Annotated in this window: 9 protein-coding genes and 1 tRNA gene; all 10 read left to right on the forward strand. The window is 52.4% G+C overall.

Annotated features, from left to right (window positions below; all coding sequences use genetic code 11):
- The first annotated feature begins 466 nt into the window (after nt 1-466).
- The 10 genes from HQ41_RS01315 to HQ41_RS01360 all read left to right on the forward strand — a co-directional run bounded on the left by HQ41_RS01315 (nt 467) and on the right by HQ41_RS01360 (nt 19,075).
- Nucleotides 467-537 (forward strand) — tRNA-Gln (locus tag HQ41_RS01315).
- Between the two features lie 243 nt (nt 538-780).
- Nucleotides 781-2,058 (forward strand): pseudouridine synthase, encoded by a 1,278-nt coding sequence (locus HQ41_RS09445; protein WP_044186863.1) that lies wholly within the window; start codon nt 781-783, stop codon nt 2,056-2,058.
- 46 nt (nt 2,059-2,104) lie between these two features.
- The gene (asnS, locus tag HQ41_RS01325; RefSeq protein WP_200880498.1) at nt 2,105-3,511 is read left to right on the forward strand and encodes an asparagine--tRNA ligase; all 1,407 of its coding nucleotides are present in this window, start codon (nt 2,105-2,107) and stop codon (nt 3,509-3,511) included.
- Nucleotides 3,512-3,590: 79 nt separating this feature from the next.
- Complete coding sequence (pfkA, locus tag HQ41_RS01330; RefSeq protein WP_044186867.1) at nt 3,591-4,568, forward strand: 6-phosphofructokinase; 978 nt, start codon at nt 3,591-3,593, stop codon at nt 4,566-4,568.
- A gap of 232 nt (nt 4,569-4,800) precedes the next feature.
- Nucleotides 4,801-5,322, forward strand: a complete 522-nt coding sequence (locus HQ41_RS01335; protein ID WP_044186870.1) for a T9SS type A sorting domain-containing protein — start codon at nt 4,801-4,803, stop codon at nt 5,320-5,322.
- A 46-nt stretch (nt 5,323-5,368) separates the two neighbouring features.
- Nucleotides 5,369-7,642: a family 20 glycosylhydrolase gene (locus HQ41_RS01340; protein WP_044186873.1), complete on the forward strand. Its 2,274-nt coding sequence runs from the start codon at nt 5,369-5,371 to the stop codon at nt 7,640-7,642.
- 144 nt (nt 7,643-7,786) lie between these two features.
- A complete protein-coding gene (locus HQ41_RS01345) occupies nt 7,787-9,262 on the forward strand; it encodes a hypothetical protein (protein WP_152567295.1) in 1,476 nt (491 codons plus the stop codon).
- Nucleotides 9,263-9,389: 127 nt separating this feature from the next.
- Nucleotides 9,390-14,201 carry a translocation/assembly module TamB domain-containing protein gene (locus HQ41_RS01350; RefSeq protein ID WP_044186879.1) on the forward strand — a complete coding sequence of 1,604 codons (4,812 nt, stop codon included), beginning with the start codon at nt 9,390-9,392 and terminating at the stop codon, nt 14,199-14,201.
- Nucleotides 14,202-14,203: 2 nt separating this feature from the next.
- Nucleotides 14,204-16,588, forward strand: coding sequence for a BamA/TamA family outer membrane protein (locus HQ41_RS01355; protein WP_044186881.1), 2,385 nt, complete (start codon nt 14,204-14,206; stop codon nt 16,586-16,588).
- Between the two features lie 27 nt (nt 16,589-16,615).
- The gene (locus HQ41_RS01360) at nt 16,616-19,075 is read left to right on the forward strand and encodes a TonB-dependent receptor (protein ID WP_044186884.1); all 2,460 of its coding nucleotides are present in this window, start codon (nt 16,616-16,618) and stop codon (nt 19,073-19,075) included.
- Nucleotides 19,076-19,161 lie beyond the last annotated feature (86 nt).

Genomic DNA, 19,161 nt, shown 5'->3' on the forward strand with positions numbered 1-19,161 from the left:
ATGTCGATACAGTTAATTACATATTAAAGATAGTAATAATCAGGGATATACACAACGTTTCTAGCCGAAAAGAGGCAAAATACCGTGCAACGGTCTCATAAGAATCAGTGGAGACATCTCAGCAGATTAATCCACCAATTTCACAAGATTGATCCTTCAATTTATTACCAATGCTCAATCTGTTTTTAAGAACTGCCCTACCATTCTTATTTTTCTTCAGACAAATTATTAACACTATTTAACCAAAAAGATGAAAATCGAGCACGCACCTCAATGCTCGGCCACGAGCACAGAATACCAAGTATCCGACAGCTACCCATAGATCAAGACAACTCAAATCCAAGCGCTTACATTAGTTAGCTCCAAGCATAAGCAAGATTATCCGCTGCACATTTGGAGAATAGAGATATTATCGCTACCTTTGCATCGCATTTGAGGGACATAGCTCCTCCTTATGCTTCGGGATTGTCTCGTGGTGTAATGGTAGCACAACAGGTTTTGGTTCTGTTTGTCAAGGTTCGAATCCTTGCGAGACAACAATAGGGGAGCGTCACTCCCCTTTTTTATTTATGACACGCATCGACAGGCCCCCACTGCTTCACTGTGGTTGTAGGACCTAGACACCTTTTGCCAATTGAGAAAATATAATTTACCTTTGTCGCGCATAGCATATTGACATCGACTTACAAGAAGGAAGATCAACAACAATTTAGGAATTTTTCACGTTATTGTTATGGTAGCCGAGAGGCTCCCCCTATAAATTCATATATAAGTAAATAGATGAGTACAGAAGAAAAAGCTTTCGGTATAGGACCTAGAGCCGAAGCCCCCACACGTCCAAGACGCACGCCTATCGCTACAGCCGATGGTTCTCAGGCGGCTAAATCGTCGGATGCAGGCGCAGTGTCTGGTAGGCGCAGGCGTGTACGCATTAGCACCAGCGATGTCGTTGATCAGCAACGCCCATCAGGTAGCTATGGAACGAAGAGATTCAACAACAGATTTCCCGATAGAGGCTACAACAATCCCAATACCCGTGATGAATATTCATCTCAAGGCTACCAAAGGCATCGCAGCTCTCAGGGGACTCAGCAGGGCGAGATAGACCCCTTCAACAGAGTAGACTACGAGCAGCGCTACCAAAACAAGAGAGCCGAGGGTAGCTACGACTACAACTATAACAGATCTGAGCAAGGCGCTGGCCCTCGCAGACCCAGACCTCAACAAGGAGCTGGCGACAACTACGCAGGCAAGCCCAACAAGAAGAAGATGGTCAAGAAGCCCAAGAAGGTCTTCAAACCCATCGAGCCAGTCAAATACAAGGAGGAGATAGACCCAACGAAGGAGGTTCGCCTCAATAAGTTCTTGGCCAATGCAGGCGTTTGTTCTCGTCGAGAAGCCGATGAGCTAATCCAAAAGGGAGAGGTCTTCGTCAATGGTGTAGCCGTGACCGAGCTAGGCACACGTGTCACCTACCAAGACGAAGTGGTATACAACGGCAAGCGTGTGGAGCGTGAGAGCAAGGTATATGTACTGCTCAACAAACCCAAAAACTGCGTGACGACCTCCGACGACCCAGAGTGTCGCCTAACAGTAATGGACATCGTGCGCAACGCATGCCCCGAGCGTATCTACCCAGTGGGGCGTCTAGACAGACACACCACAGGAGTGCTGCTCATCACCAACGATGGCGATCTCGCTTCCAAGCTCACGCACCCCTCCTTCCTCAAGAAGAAGATCTACCATGTGTGGCTCAACAAGCCTGTGGCTATGGAGGATATGCAGAAGATTGCCGACGGTATAGAGCTAGAGGACGGAGAGATCCATGCAGATGCACTGAGCTATGTCAAGGACGATGACTTGAGCCAAGTAGGCATCGAGATCCACTCTGGCCGCAACCGTATCGTACGCCGCATCTTCGAGCACCTCGGCTACAAGGTGATTAAGCTAGACCGTGTTTATTTCGCTGGTCTTACCAAAAAGAACCTACCCCGTGGTAGATGGCGCTACCTCAACGAAGATGAGGTCAATGCCCTACGTATGGGAGCCTTCGAGTAGGGCTTAAGGATATTTAGGCTTAGGCCATAAACAAGCAAGAAAAGGAATACTACAAATGAAACGAACTAAAATAATCGACGTCCTCAAGGGCGAGCTAGTCGGACAGACTATTTGCGTCAAAGGCTGGGTGCGTACCCGTCGTGGCAACAAAGCAGTGAGCTTCATAGCCCTTAACGATGGCTCTACCATACACAACCTGCAGATCGTAGCCGACAACGAGCGTTTTAGCTCAGAGCTAATGAGTACGATCAGCACAGGGGCTAGCCTATGTGTAGTGGGTCAGCTCGTAAGCTCTCAGGGGGCAGGTCAGAGTGTAGAGATACAAGCCGAGAGCATCGAGGTGCTAGGTACAGCAGACCCAGAGAGTTACCCACTACAAAAAAAGGGGCACTCGCTTGAGTTCCTCAGAGAGATCGCCCACCTGCGTCCTCGCACCAATACATTCGGTGCTATCTACCGCATCAGACATCAGATGTCTATAGCGATCCACACCTACTTCCACGAGCGTGGCTTCGTGTACTTCCACGCCCCTATCATTACAGGCAGCGACTGCGAGGGAGCGGGTCAGATGTTTCAGGTCACGACACTACCTCTAGACAAGCCTCCCTTGTGTGAGGACGGAGGCCTAGACTACGCTCAGGACTTCTTCGCTCGTCCCACAGCACTCACAGTGTCTGGTCAGCTCGAGGGGGAGATGGCAGCTATGGCACTAGGGGCTATCTATACGTTTGGCCCCACCTTCCGTGCCGAGAACTCCAACACGCCACGTCACTTGGCCGAGTTTTGGATGATCGAGCCAGAGGTTGCCTTCATCGAGATCGAGGAGAACATGGACCTAGCGGAGGACTTCATCAAGCACTGCGTCCAGTGGGCACTCGATCACTGTGCAGACGATATCAAGTTCCTCAGCGAGCACTTCGACAAGGAGCTTATCGATCGCCTCAACTTCGTTCTAGAGAAGCCATTCAAGCGCTTAACCTACACGGAGTGCATCGAGATCTTGGAGGCTGCCGTGGCCAAGGGCCGTAAGTTCGAGTTCCCAATCTATTGGGGTGCCGATATGAGTAGCGAACACGAACGATACCTAGTAGAGGAACACTTCTGCACGCCCGTGATCGTTACGGACTATCCCAAGGAGATCAAGAGTTTCTACATGAAGCTCAACGAGGACGGCAAGACCGTGCGTGGTATGGATGTACTCTTCCCCAAGATTGGTGAGATTATCGGTGGTTCGGAGCGTGAGTCCGACTACGACAAGCTACGCCAGCGAGCCGAAGAGATGGGTGTCCCCGACAAGGATATTTGGTGGTATATGGACTCTCGCCGCTATGGCACAGCGCCCCATGCGGGCTTTGGGCTTGGCTTCGAACGCCTACTGCTCTTCGTGACGGGTATGACCAACATCAGAGATGTTATCCCCTTCCCTCGCACCCCACGCAACGCTGAGTTCTAAACAGAATACAAATATGCCTGCGCCCTCCCTCGAAGTCATTCGGGGAGGGCGTAGTGCTTACATCAATCATAGACAATCAATGACAATCAAATGTATAGGCGTGCTAACCTCTGGAGGGGACGCACCCGGCATGAACGCTGCCATACGTGCCGTGACACGTGCGGCTATCTACCACGGCATCGCCGTCAAAGGCATATATAGAGGCTACAAAGGCCTAATAACGGGCGAGATCAAGGACTTCCAGACCCAAGATGTGAGCAATATCATTCAAAGAGGTGGTACAGTACTCAAGACTGCTCGCAGCGAAGAGTTCAAAACCGAAGAGGGTCGGCGCATCGCCTACCAAACCATGCAGGCACATGGCATAGATGCCCTAGTGGTCATTGGTGGCGACGGCTCACTCAGTGGCGCTAGGCTCTTCGCAGAGGAATATAATTTCCCAATCGTTGGCCTACCGGGTACAATAGACAATGACCTAAGCGGTACCGATCTGACTATCGGCTACGACACAGCTCTCAACACAATCGTCGAGGCGGTAGACAAAATTCGTGACACCGCCTCCTCACACGAGAGACTATTCTTCATCGAGGTCATGGGTCGAGAAGCTGGCTTCCTAGCACTCAATGGTGCTATTGCCTCGGGCTCGGAGGCCGCCATTATCCCGGAGTTCGCTCTAGAGAAGGATCAGCTTGCAGAAACTATCGCTAGTGGTTTCCGCAAGACGAAGAATAGTAGCATCGTTTTGGTGTCGGAGAGCGAGGTAACTGGTGGTGCTATGGGTATCGCCGAGCGAGTACGCAACGAGTATCCACACTTCGACGTGCGTGTCGTAATCCTCGGGCACATACAGCGTGGAGGCACACCCAGCGCTCAGGACCGCATCTTGGCAAGCCGAATGGGTGTAGCAGCGATCGATGCTCTACTAGAGGGGCAGCGCAATGTAATGATTGGCATCGACAACGATGAGATCATCTATATCCCCTTCAGCAAGGCGATCAAGAAGAACAAGGCCATTGATGAGCGGCTCGTATCAATCCTGCACATGCTCTCTATCTAGTGGGGCAACACAACGAGAGCTCCTCGCTAGGAGGTACAAACACAAGAATGGTATGTTCTGAACCATGTGCCCCTCTACACCGTATGCCACCCCTATGTGGGTGCGTGAGTTGAAACGATAAGATTACTCGTAAGGCATGAGGGCAGATCGGCTCGTATTGATTGATTTTGTTACAGAATATCTGTAACTTTGCCCTGTACGGCTTTTTGCGCCCTAACCAAAAGAGTAGCTGATGACTTATCGTATAGCACATAGCATATCCAAAGAAATTAGGCGTATGCTTCTAGCTCTCTGCCTCGTACTAGGGGTAGGAGAGCTAGCTTGGTGTATCCATACGGACTCTCTCTGGCATCAGCAAGCAACCAGAGATGTGCTCTCCCTGCGATGCCGCCCACCAAAAGTTACCTACACTAGACCTCTAGGTGGAGTAGTTGCCGCTACCAACGGAGCGACAATCGTCATCGCAGGCAATCAGGTACAAGGAGCTGTGCAAATAGAAGCCCCAACAAGCCTTATCCCACGCAGTAGCGAAATGGGCGACCAAGGAGAGAAAATAGAGCTCCGCATCGTGGGGCGAACCATCTACTTCAACCAAGAGGTTGAGCAAGTCGAGCTCATTGACCTCACTGGCCGTCGCCTTATGGTACAGTACAACACGCGCCAAACCTCTCTAGGAGATATCCGCTCGGGAGTCTACCTGCTTAGATGCTCTAGAGCTGGGCAACTGGTTACGACACGCCTAGTACTACGATAAGGGGAGGCTCTAGGGCTCTCTCATGACATCATTCACAATTATAGATATGACTATTACGAAAAAACTGACAACGCTCTCACTCGCTCTGGGGGCGTTGTTTTTGGGTGCTTGTTCCGATCAGGCGAGCAAGCAGCCTCTAGAGGAGCCATCTCTGATTCCACTACCCAAGGAGCTTAGCCTAACGCATGGGGCATCGTATCAGCTCCCCAAGGTCATTGGCTTCAGCACCCCAGACAGCGAATCGCACTGGGCGGATATCTCTAGCCTACTAAGCACAGAGCTTGGGCGTATCACCTCGCTCAAGGTAGAGCAGAAGCAAGAGGGTGCCGAGATTCGCTTTGTCAATAATCCCGAGATTAAATCACCAGAGGGATACACACTCGTTGTATCTGCAGACGGCATCGAGATACAGGCCTCTACGGGGCTTGGCTTCCGCCATGCAGTGCAGACCTTGGCACAGCTCACCGATGCCGAGGGTCGGGTACATCAAGCTGAAATCAAGGATGAGCCTCGCTTCGCTTACCGAGGACTGATGCTGGATGTATCGCGCCACTTCATGAGCACCGACTTCATCATTCGCCTACTCGACGAGATGGCTCGCTACAAGCTCAATCGCTTCCACTGGCATATCGTAGACGGCGGAGGCTGGCGTATGCAGAGCGATGCCTATCCGCTACTGACCAAGAAAGCAGCTTGGCGCACAGAACGTGACTGGGACAAATGGTGGCATGGACAGGATAGGCAGTTTGTCGAAGAGGACACACCCGGGGCATACGGTGGCTACTATACCAAAGACGACATCAGACGTGTGGTAGCGCATGCGAGCAAACTAGGCATCACTATTATCCCCGAGATTGAGCTCCCCGGCCATAGCAACGAGATCGCAGCAGCCTATCCCGAGCTATTCTGTCTAGAGCGCTGGGACAAGTCTGTAACCGACGTCTGCATCGGCAACGAGGCTACATTCACCTTCTTCGAGCGCATCCTCGACGAGACGATGGAGCTATTCCCAAGCGAATATATTCACATCGGTGGCGACGAAGCAGCAATGAACCACTGGGGCGACTGCACCAAGTGCCGTGCTCGTATGAAAGCCGAGGGGCTCAAGGATCTACATGAGCTACAGAGCTACATGATCAAGCGTATCGAGCGCTTCCTGCTTAGCCGTGGACGCAAGCTCATCGGCTGGGACGAAATCCTCATGGGAGGGCTTGCCCCAGAGGCAACGGTGATGAGTTGGCGTGGCGAAGCTGGTGGCATCGAGGCAGCCAAGAGCGGACACGATGTGATCATGACGCCCAATGGCTTCCTCTACCTAGACTACTATCAAGCTATCGCAGAGCATCAGCCCCGTGCTATCGGGGGCTATGTTCCTCTAGAGAAGGTGTACAGCTACAACCCCGAGTCTAGCAGCCTAAGCGCAGAGGAGAAGAAGCACGTACTAGGTGTGCAGGCCAACCTCTGGACGGAGTATGTAGAGAGCGATGCGCACGCCGAGTATATGTACTTTCCCCGTGCGCTAGCCCTAGCCGAGATAGCATGGTCGCCACAGGAGAAGAGGAACTACGAAGACTTCCGCAGGCGCGCCACTAAGCAAACCGAGGCGCTTAGGGCGAGAGGCGTCAACGCCTATCCGCTCAATGGCATCGCCACTGAGGTTTCCACAGATCTAGACAAGCAGCTCACGAGCCTCACTCTAAGGGCTGAGCAGAGCGATGTGGAGATCCGCTACACCACAGACGGTAGTGAACCAACAGCAGAGAGCGAACTCTACCAATCGCCTATCACGACCGCCGACTCGGCTCTCGTGGTGGCTAAGCTCTTCAAAAACGGCATGGCGCTCGACTCGGTCAGCCTCAAGTACCGCATCGACTACCACAAGGCGATCGGCAAGGCAATCAAGTATGCCAACCAATGGAACGTACGCTACCCCGCTGCTGGCGAGAAGACCCTCATCGACGGCATCAGAGCCACCCCAACCTACCTAGACGGCATGTGGCTTGGCTTCACCGAACCTCTAGACGTGACGATAGACCTCGGCGAGACACGTGAGCTCAAGCACATCTTTGCTCGCTTCATGCAGGAGCGCGAGCAGTGGGTATATATGCCTCGAGAAGTAGAGGTACTCGTCAGCCAAGACGGTAGCAAGTTCGAGAGCCTAGGCACGCTCCCCCCAAAAACGGACGAGCACAACCCTCGCCCTGTCTTTGAGGTATTCGACTTCTTCCCCCGTACTTCGGCTCGATACATCCGCATGCGTGCAGAGATTGGCCGTAGCGTTGGGCACTTCATCTTCCTAGACGAGATCGTCGTCCACTAGATTCTCTCCCAAACACGTCAGAGTAGATAAGCTGCTCCATACACTTATCTACTCTGACGCTCCTTAAAGGGAGTTGTAGCAGAATTAACTTGGGATACAACCCTCCCGCAACGCAACTTTTAACCACAACCAACTCGATCAGCTATGACCTTCCGTACCCTAATGATTAAAACCCACAGAGTACTCGGTACTCTAGTGAGCATTTTCTTCGTCGCTTGGTTTCTGTCCGCTTTCGTGATGATTTATCATGGCTTCCCTAAGTTCTCCTCAGACGAGGCCCATCGCCTCCACCCTAGCCTACCGAACTTCTCTCCTAGCGACAGCCTACTCGCCGTCATGGAGGCAATGCGTACGCATAGCCCAGAGGGCAAGCCGTCGTCTCTCTCACTTAGCTATAATCCAGTGGTGGGGCATCACCTCGCCACTAGTGGAGGTGGAGAGGAACACTGGTTCACTCTCGAGGGTAAAGCTATTACCCCCGAGGCGCCAACAGTCGAGGTATGCCACAGAGTAGCGGCACTCTGGTCCGACAAGATCGAGCGTATCGACACCCTAACGACCCTCGACCAGTGGACGCCTTTCTCTAGGCTTAGGGAAGACCTCCCCTTCTACCGCCTAAATCTCTCCCAGCAGGGGCGCAAGGTCTATCTGAGCGGACGAGACGGACACATCATCACCGAGCACACTAGGAGCGAACGCATCTGGGCTTGGCTAGGGGCTATCCCTCACTGGGTCTACTTCACTTGGATACGTGAGAATAGAGATCTCTGGGAAAATCTAATCATATTTCTCTCTGGTCTAGGTAGCCTCATGACCCTCACGGGTCTATATATAGGTATAGATGTCTTCGTCAGAACGCGTAAAAGCAAGCGCGGTGTGCACTCCCCCTACAAGCGACGCTCCTACCGCTGGCACCACATCATGGGGACATTGGGCGGTATATTCATTTTGGCATGGGTATTGAGTGGGCTCATGTCTCTAGCCGATATACCTAGGTCCATCAACGGCTCTCCCAAGCAGAACGCCAGAGAAGTCCTAAGCGAGCAGGCACTTCCTCTTGGCAGTTACCCAAAAAATCTCATTAACCAGATCCTCAGCCGAGGAGATGTGCGTAGCCTTCGCTGGAGCTCCGTGGGCAATATCCCCACAATCAAGGCCACCGACAGCCTAGACCAAACGATCTGCTACGATGCACGCACAGACCTACCCACACCGCTCAACCTAGAGCGCTCTCAGCTAGAGCAGCTCATCGGGCACATCTACACAGACCGTACGTGGCAGATCGATCGTCTGGAGGAGTACGACGGCTACTACATCAGCCGCAATGGTAGCCTCCCCCTACCCGTCTGGCGCATCCAAATCGAGGCAGAGGACAATCCCTACATCTATGTACACAGCCAGAGCGGTATGGTGCGTACCCTAGACAGACGCGACCGCTGGCAGATGTGGGTCTACAACAAGCCTCACAGCCTCAAATTCACTTGGCTCGTAGACAAGCCTATCCTCTGGCAGATCGTATGCTGGGTGCTTCTACTCGTCGGTACAGTCGTTTCAGTCACGGGAGTAATCCTCGGCGTTCGCTACCTGCGTAGATCCCTAAAACCAAAGTCTAAGCGCTGAGAGCAGAGCAAGGCGTGAAGAAGATATCTGATAGTCATAATTTCTATTCTATATTTGGCAGATGAGCTGTAACTTTGCACCTTAGACTTACGCAAATAAATGCGACGGACAGATAGACAGCGACTCTGTGAAGATTAATAGAAAATATCTCCTTAGGGGTATCCTAACCCTTATCCTTACACCAATCATATTGGTACTCGTAGCGGGCATCGCCCTCTACATCCCTGCCGTACAAGATATGGCAGTACGCTATGCCTCAAGAGAGGCTAGTCAAACGCTCGGCATGCAGATTGAGATCGGACGCCTACGGCTAGGATTTCCACTCAAGCTACGTCTGGAGCGCTTGTACATAGTACAGACTCCCCCAGATACTCTGCTTAGCCTAGACGAGCTTAGCCTAGGCCTAGACCTGATGCCTCTACTGAGCAAGCAGGTCTATGCCCCATCTATCCTAGCCAAGGATATTAGGCTCAACTATTTCGATAGTGCCAGCACCACACAGCTTACCCTCGACCAGCTCACTGGACAGAGTCTATCTGTCGATATAGATGCCCAGTGCGTACACCTCGAGATACTCCGCTCACAAGGGGCTAGGGTTCGCTACCACAGCCTAGATACCCTCGCCAAAGAGGAGGAGAGCGAACCGCTCAAATGGCAGATACAGGCAGATCTACTAGAGTTTTTGGAGACAAGAGCTCAAATAGATATGCCTCTAGACTCCATGATCGTTGGTACAGAGGTGCAAAGGCTTAGGCTGGAGGATACACAGGTCAACCTAGAAACGATGCGCCTAAGCCTAGGTCATGGACAGATTGAGGGTGGACAGATTAGCTATGCCAAGAACTACGATGCTCCCTCTACAGATTACCTAGACTACAACCACATCCAAGCCGAAGACATCGCCCTAGAGGTACACGACCTGCTCTCCGAGGGACAGCTGCTCCAGTTGAGGCTCTCGGGCGGTCAGCTTCGTGAGCGTAGCGGTCTGACCCTAAAGCATCTATTGGGTTCTATCGCCATGGATAGCGTCAAGGTAGAGCTGACCGATCTGGCACTACGTACCTCTCACTCTTCGTTCTTTGGCAATCTCTCCATGCCGTGGAGCATACTCTCTGGCGATAGTACGGCACACTCCGAGCTACATCTAGACTGCTCGATAGGATCCGAGGACGTGAGGAACTTGACGGGGCAGAGCCTCCTGGCTTACGACGAATTCGCTAGCTACGAGAGAGGCCTCAAGCAAGCCGAGCTCACCAATCCTATCGATCTGGGCATACACGTTTCGGGGACACTCAACCACCTACGTCTAGCCCAGATGCAGATGCTCTGGGCCGATGTGCTAGACCTTAGCGTAGAGGGCGAAATCTTTAGGTTAACCAATGATAAGGAGCGGAGAGGAAAACTCAAGATCGAGGGCGGACTACAGCGTAAGGCACGCTCTCTATTGGCTTTGGTGTCGCCAGATATTGCCAAGACGTACACCCTGCCTGCGGGGCTTACACTCAAGGGAGATCTTGATATGGGTAGAGGTAGACATCATCTGAACCTAGTTCTCAAACAGGGAGATGGCTCGGCCAAGCTCTCGGGACTATTGGTCGAGCAGAGCAAACAGTACCAAGCCGGCCTAGAAGTACGAGCACTCGATCTCAAGCGCTTTATGCCCGGGGGGAGCCTAGGGCTTCTCTCTGCCGACCTCTCGGTCGAGGGACGAGGATTCAACCCGATGAACCGGCGTAGCCATAGCGGGCTCAAACTTCGCCTACATCATCTACAGCAAGACTCGTTACAACTCGAGCAAATTACCCTCGACGGCAATCTAAACGAAGGGGCTCTAGTACTCTCGCTAAATAGCTCCAACCCGGGGCTCAACCTCGCCCTACAGGCCGATGCTCTCTTGACAGGGCCAACGATCTATGGGAGCGTTATGCTCGATGCACAGGAGCTGGATATGAAGGCATGGCAAATGTCCGAGTCGCCCCTAGATGCTAAGTTTAGACTGACGGGAGAGCTACGAACCAACCTCAAGGACGAGTATCAGATTACCTCTCTTGTGGAGGATCTCAGCCTCAATCTCTCTGGCAGGGTGCTCAACCCCAAGGAAGTACTTCTACAGGCGCTCATCAAGGGCAATCACTCCGAAGCAAGCGTTACCTCTGGCGACTTAAGCCTACAAGCCTCTGCAGAGACTGGACTAGAGGGACTAACAAAACTCGGCGTGCAACTAGGCAGCAAGGTCGATAAACTGATGGCAGAGGTACAGGGCACGCGCCCCATGCAGACACGCCTAGAGGACATTCTTCCGATACTGCCTCAGCTATCCATAGAGATAAATATGGGTACGGACAATGCGCTCAAGGACTTCCTCGCAGAGCAACGAATCGCCCTAGGCAGCCTGTCGAGCCAAATAGGCCACGACCGAGAGCAAGGACTCAATGGGTATCTGCGTCTAAGCGACCTAAGGCAAGATACCCTGCGTCTCAATGCGCTTGACCTTAGCCTCAAGACGCTTCGCTCGCCTCGCACTAGCGACGCTCGCCCTATCGCCAGCTCTCGCAAAAAGGCTATGCCGCCACCGATGCCACTAGATAGCATGACACTAGAGCTCACGGCCAGCATCGACAAGAAACCATACAGAGCTCAAGAGGGCTTCGGTATCACAACCAAACTGCTAGCCACACTACAGAGAGCTAATCTAGACCTAGAGTGGCTCGATGCACAGAAGCATAGCCGACATCGAGCCAACGTCCTCATTACTTGGGATGGCTCACACTACTTCGCGCATCTACTCTCTTCGCCTCTACGCATCGGCTATCAAGACTTTGAGGTTAGCCCACGCAACCACATTGCCCTAAACAAACAAACGTATTTCCTACGCAGTGATCTCAGCCTAACGGGAAAAGATCGCGCACTGCTCTCTCTGCAGGCTAGCGACTCGGTAGCCAATGTACAAGACATACACCTGATGGTGCAGAATCTTCGCCTAGAGGACTTCGGCGGGCTAGGATTAGACAATATAGGAGGCACAGTCTTTGCCGACGTTCGCTATTCCCGCATCGGCGACATCAACCAAGAGCCAATCATATCGGGAGATATATCCGCTCAAGGGCTTCGCTACGAAGACAAGGAGCTTGGACACTTCGCCACAGCGCTATTCTACGAGCCACGAAACAATTCCTCTCACTACATTACCGCAGAGATAAGCTATCGCGGCACACCTGCACTATCTATAGACGGTATCTATCGCCCCGACAACGAACGTACGCCCCTATCTGGGAGCCTGACGATGACGGACTTCCCGCTAGAGATGGTTAATCCTTTCCTTACGGCCTACAGCACAGCTCTAGCAGGCTCTATTAGTGGCAACTTGTCTCTCTCTGGCGAGATTACGTCCCCTCAGATACAGGGATCTATCGCCACCAAAGACGGACAAGTAGACCTCAAACAGCTAGCCACTCAGATACAACTAGACAGTATCCCTCTACGCTTAGAGGGTAGCGTCCTGCACTTCGACCACTACTCCCTACGCTCGGCTGTCGATCCTAAGCATCCGCTCTACATAGACGGCAGTGTCGTGGTCTTCGGTAAAGAAGCAACCAAAACAGACCTACGCCTACGCGCTAACGAGATGGTACTGCTCAACCAGAGTAGCCCCCAAAGCGAAGAGCAGCTTGTCTATGGTAGGCTGATTGCCTCGAGCGATATGCGGATCACTGGCCTAGCCGATGCGCTCAAGGTGAGGGGACGTCTGTCCGTGCTGGGTGGGACGAACTGCACCTACATCATGCGAGAAGGGCCACTAGAGATGGGCGATAAGATTGGCGAACTGGTAACGTTCGTCGATTTCTCCGACACGCTCTTCGTCAAAGCACCGGTAGAAACGACACGCCTCAGCGGTCTAGACGTCAATCTCTCGCTACACTTCGACCCCTCAGTACGCTTCGGCGTAGACCTAACGGCAGACGGGCGTGACTATATGAGGGTACAGGGCGGAGGAGATATGCAGTTCAATTACCCACCATTCGGCGAGATGAGTCTCATTGGCCGATATGAGATGAGCGGAGGTGGTAAGCTACACTACACTATGCCTATCGTCGGCGGTAAGCTCTTCAACATAGACCCGTCGGGATACCTTCTCTTCAACGGAGATGTCGCCAACCCGTACATCAACTTCATCGCCACACAGACGGTCCGAGCGACTACGGGAGAGGGCAAGAATGCGCAGAAAACAAACTTCGTCGTAAGCATCAAGGCACAGGATCACATCGACAACATACAGCTAGGCTTCGACCTATCTGCTCCAGAGAACCTAAGCATCCAAAACAGCCTCAACACTATGACGGCAGAGGAGCGAGGCAAACAGGCGATAGGCCTCCTCGGCACGGGCATCTATCTAGCAGGTAGCAGGGGCAGAGGCGACTTCAACCTCGACGGGGCGTTGACGAGCTTCTTACAGAGTCAAATCAACAAGGCCGCAGGTACTCTGTTGCAAGGCACCGACCTCGATATAGGTATGGAGGTGCATGACGGAGCCAATGGAGGTAACACCTACACGGACTACACCTACAGTTTCAGCCGAAGATTCTACAACGACAGAATTCGCATCGTAGTAGGTGGTAAGATCCAGAGTGGCAACGTACCAAGCAATAAGGAGCAGACCCTCATCGACAACGTAGCGCTTGAGTATCAGCTTGACCAAGCTGGAGATCAATACCTCAGACTCTTCCACAAACGAGTTACAGACAATATCCTAGAGGGCGAATATACCGAGACTGGTGGCGGATATCTGCTCAAGCGCAAGCTAAATCATCCGTGGGATCTATTTCGATTCCGTCGTAAAAAGAAATCCTCCGAGGACCGAACTCTCGACAGCATCAGACCTAGCCTATGGGCGGCTCCCATCATAGAGGGAAAGGTGGATACAATACAAATGACTAAGTAATTATGACCAAGCAAGCATCCATCTGGGAGCATAGCTTCTCGATGATTGGCACCATCATAACATTAACCCTAGTGCTCTCTCTGGTATCCTGCTCCATCAGACCCTATCAGGGGCCAGATGATATCCTCTACACGGGCGTCAAAGATATTACCTTCGCTGGCGGGGAACGCAACGAACATACCGAGATAGCCAAAGCAGCAGCGGAGGAGCGCTTCAACTATGCGCCCAACAACTCCATCTTCGGTAGCGCTTCGTACCGCTGGCCTCTACCTCTGGTAGGGCCATGGATACACCTCAACTACGCTAGCGACTCGACTTGGCTGGGGCGTTGGGCACATCGTGCCTTTGGCTCCAAGCCTATCTGGATCCGTGACGTCAATCCTGCGCTGCGTAGCCGAGTAACTGAGCGTGTTCTAGCTGAGTTTGGCTACTTAAATGCCCAAGTTACTCATGAGATTCACCCCAATAAGTCCGATTCACTCGAAGCTAAAATCTCATATCATGTCAATTTCGGTTCGCTATATCGGATTGACACGATGGAGTACCTACCGACTTTTACACTCAAAGATTCCCTCAAGCTAGTGCATCGTGAGCAGAGCGTGCTCAAACCGGGGCGTCTATTTACTCACGACGTTCTGCACAATGATCGGATCGAGGTTAGCTCCAAGCTACGAGAGTATGGCTACTATTATTTCCGTCCCGAGTACATACAATACGAGGCTGATACGATGAACCGAAGTGATGCAACAGTACATCTACGTAGTCGCCTGATAGACGGCGTCAATCCCGAGGCTCTCAAACCTTGGCGTATCCGCAACATCAACCTGCGCTTCCTAGACAACGATGACCGTAGCCAAAACCTCCTAGCCGACACGGTGCATATTAACTCCAACATTCTGGCCTACTACAACGGTAGGCTCCCCCTGCGACTCAAGATTCTAGACAGTCGCCTACGTATGCGCCCCGATAGCCTCTTCAAGCAGAGCAAAGCCGACCTAACCCTCAAGAGCCTCAGTAACCTAGGGACTTTCTCTGGCATTGAGTTGCTCTACAATCCGGTTGAGGTAGATAACCCAAGCGAACACACCGAGCGACAGCTAGACCTAAGCATCATGATGCGCCAAGACAGACTGTGGGAGGTTTCTCTTGAGGCCCTATTCAAGCTCAAGAGCACAGAGTTTGTAGGGCCGGGCCTGAGGTTTGTCCTAGACAGAAAGAACCTATTCGGCGGAGGAGAAGTACTCTCGACCGCCATATACGGCAGCTACGAATGGCAGACTGATCGCAGCCCCATCAGCAATTTCTCTTCTACTCTCAACAGTTACCAGATCGGCGCAGAGGCAGCGCTGACTTTCCCTACCCTACTCTTCCCCGGTCAGCTCGATCGTTTCTATCGCTACCCCGCCAACACAACCTTTAAGCTCAGTGGCCAGAAGCTCAATCGAGCTCATTTCTACGGCCTAAGCTCGTTCGGTCTAAGCTACAACTATGACTTCACTCCCCAAGAGGGACATAGCCACAGCATCACCCCTCTCTCTATCTCATACAATCAGCTGAGTGATATTACCGATAGCTTTGCAGAGATCTTGCGCAACAATCCCTCACTCATACTAAGTATGCAAGATCAGCTAGTACCACAGATGGGCTATACCTACACGTGGGAGCAGGCTGTAGGTCGCTCACGCAGTCATCAGCTTTGGGTGCGCAGTGGTATCAGCCAAGCAGGCAATATCATCAATGCGACGTCTATGCTACTAGGGCACGAATACAACAAGACCAAACAATTACTCGGCCTACCATACGCACAGTTTATCAAAGGAACGAGCGAGCTACGCTATACCTACAAGATAGACAGAAATCAGAAGCTGGCCACCCGCCTCTTCCTAGGTGCTGTGTATGCGTATGGCAATGTCAAGCAGGCGCCTTACCTAGAGCAGTTCTATATCGGTGGGGCCAACAGCCTAAGAGCCTTCACGGTGCGTAGCCTTGGCCCCGGGCGATACAAGCCCAAAGAGGGAACTATCTATACATTCATAGACCGTGTAGGAGAAACCAAACTTGAGATGAATATGGAGTATCGAGGACGCCTCGTGGGTAACCTAGAGGGCGCCGTCTTCGTCGATGCAGGTAATGTTTGGTTGCTAAGGCCAGACCCCGATAAACCCGGTAGTTCTCTGGGAGAAATCGAGAACTTCAGCCAATGGCTTGACCAGATAGCCGTGGGGACAGGTGTGGGACTACGATATGACCTAAACTATCTAGTGATCCGCTGCGATGTGGGGCTTGGCCTACACCTGCCCTACCAAACAGAGCGTAAAGGTTGGTACAATATCCCTCGGCTAGGCGATGCACTAGGCATACATCTAGCCATCGGCTACCCCTTCTAGCTATGGGGCAACTCAAATAGAGCAGATATGCATATAAGACTTCTGATACTAGCTATCCTCATCTCTCTAGTTTTCCCTAAGGGCATGATGGCTCAGACCTCTGCGCAGATTGAGCTTAGGGGCTACGTCCTAGACAGAGATCGCCAGCCTGTGCCTCTAGCCTCGGTGCGCATCGAGGGAACAACGCTTGGCACCTCGACCAATCTAAAGGGTTACTACAGTCTACGCCTTAGGCCTATCACCGATAGCCTCACGATTGTATATAGTAGCATAGGCTACCACACCACTAGGCGCAAGCTCCCACGACTGACCTCCAGCACGCAAATCACCGTTGAGCTAGGCGAGGATAGCCAAATGCTCGGGACAGTGATCGTACAGAGCCAAGGGAGCAAGACCTCTCGAGGGATGCAACGCCTAGAACCGGGCAAGCTAAATCTAGGCACATCGCCTGCTGGGGCAGTTGAAGCGCTAGTAGGTACACTATCGGGAGTAGCACAGAAGAACGAGCTAAGTAATCAGTACACCGTACGAGGGGGCAACTTCGACGAAAATCTCATCTACATCAACGGCATCGAGATCTATCGCCCTCTACTAGCACGCTCGGCCGAGCAAGAAGGATTGAGTGCCATTAACCCAGACCTAACCTCCAGCCTACTCTTCTCGGCGGGTGGATTTTCGGCAGACTATGGGGATAAATCCTCATCCGTACTAGATATTCGCTATAAGCAGCCCGACAGCCTTGAGGCAAGCCTACAGCTAGGCTTGATCGAGAATAGAGGCTACGTGGGGAGTCGCCACGGCAAACTAAGCCAGATCACGGGGGTACGCTACAAGCGTGGCAATGCTCTACTCTCGACACTTGATACCAAGGCGGAGTACGACCCACACTACTTCGATGCCCAAACCTACCTAACCTACTCCCATAGCCCAGCCCTCGAGATGAGTTTTTTGGGGCATATCAACGGAACTAACTACAACTTCATTCCACGCACACGCCAGACGACTTTCGGCACACTCCAGCAAGCCAAGCAGCTGAACATATCTTTCGACGGACAGGAGGTAGACCGCTTCCGCACTTACCTCGGCGCACTCTCTCTAGCCTACCGCCCCAATAGCAAGATGCGCCATAGCCTCTCTCTGGTAGGCTTCCTGAGCGAAGAGTCCGAAACCTACGACATCACGGGCGAATACATTCTCTCGGACGTCCTGCCCGATGGAGCAGTTCCCGAGGCGGGCGACAATCCCCTCGACAACAAACTGAAAGCTCTAGGCATCGGCCGAGATCGCACCCATGGGCGCAACCGAATGCAGTATAGCCTCATGTCTATGTCGGCTCGAAGTCAACTAGCCCTGCCCAGCGACCAGAGGTTACTGATGGGGCTAGACCTAAGAGCCGAAGACGTACAAGACAAAATCGCCGAATGGTCGATGCGCGACTCGGTAGGCTATACTACACCCAAGTCCGCCGACTTGCTACGTGCACATCGCAACCTCTACGGCCAAAGTAAGGTAGAGAGCCTACGGCTCTCTACCTTTGCGGAGGCTCGTATGCGTTGGGATGTCAAAACTCTAGGCGACCTCTCCCTAAGTGCAGGCCTGAGAGCCAGCTGGTGGAGTTGGAATAGAGAGCTGATTCTCAGCCCTCGCCTCAGTCTACGTCTACGCCCCAAGCAGTCGAAAGAACTTGAGCTCAAATTCGCCTCGGGCATTTACCATCAAGCCCCTTTCTATCGCGAGCTCAGGCAGGAGCGACTAACCGAACAAGGCGAGGGATACATCACACTCAACAAGGCAATCAAAAGCCAATCGACTCTGCTTCTGCTTGCTGGAGCAGAGTACGACTTCATGATGATGAATCGCAAGTTTAGGCTCAGCGCAGAGGCCTATTACAAGCACCTATGGGATCAGAACCCATACATACAAGACAACATCAAGCTACGTTACCTAGGCGAAAATACAGGACGAGGCTATATCCTTGGGGTCGATGCCAAGCTATTCGGCGAATTTGTCGAGGGTGTGGACTCATGGCTAAGCCTATCGTTACTGCGAGGCCGGCAGCGTGTCGCTTCGGGAGCACAGACCCCTCTGCCCAATGCCCCTGCCTACAACCTAGCGCTCTTCTTCCAAGACTACTTCCCGGGCTTCAAACCCATTCGCCTAAGTCTAAGGGCTGTTTACTCGGCTGGCTTACCTGTGATACACCCTCGTGGTGGATACGATACCGTAGCCTTCACGTCTACCCCCTACCGCCGTGTAGACATCGGGCTAACCTACCGCATCACCCAAAGAGGCAACGGGAGCAATCAGCGCTGGTGGTCGGGGCGATACGCACGATCAATTGACCTAGGCCTCGACGTCTTGAACTTGTTTGATATGGTCAATACGAGTAGCTACTACTGGGTTACGGATGCGTACAACCACAGCTATGCAGTACCCAACTACCTGACCCGACGCACTTGGAATTTTTCCCTGCGCCTCAGCCTATAGCTCAAAGCAAACCTTACAGTTAGGGGGAGTATCGAATGTCGATACTCCCCCTAACTGTTTTATAAGCCTACAAGGGAAGCACCTCC

Source organism: Porphyromonas sp. COT-290 OH860, from assembly GCF_000768935.1.
In the GTDB taxonomy this organism is placed as follows: domain Bacteria; phylum Bacteroidota; class Bacteroidia; order Bacteroidales; family Porphyromonadaceae; genus Porphyromonas.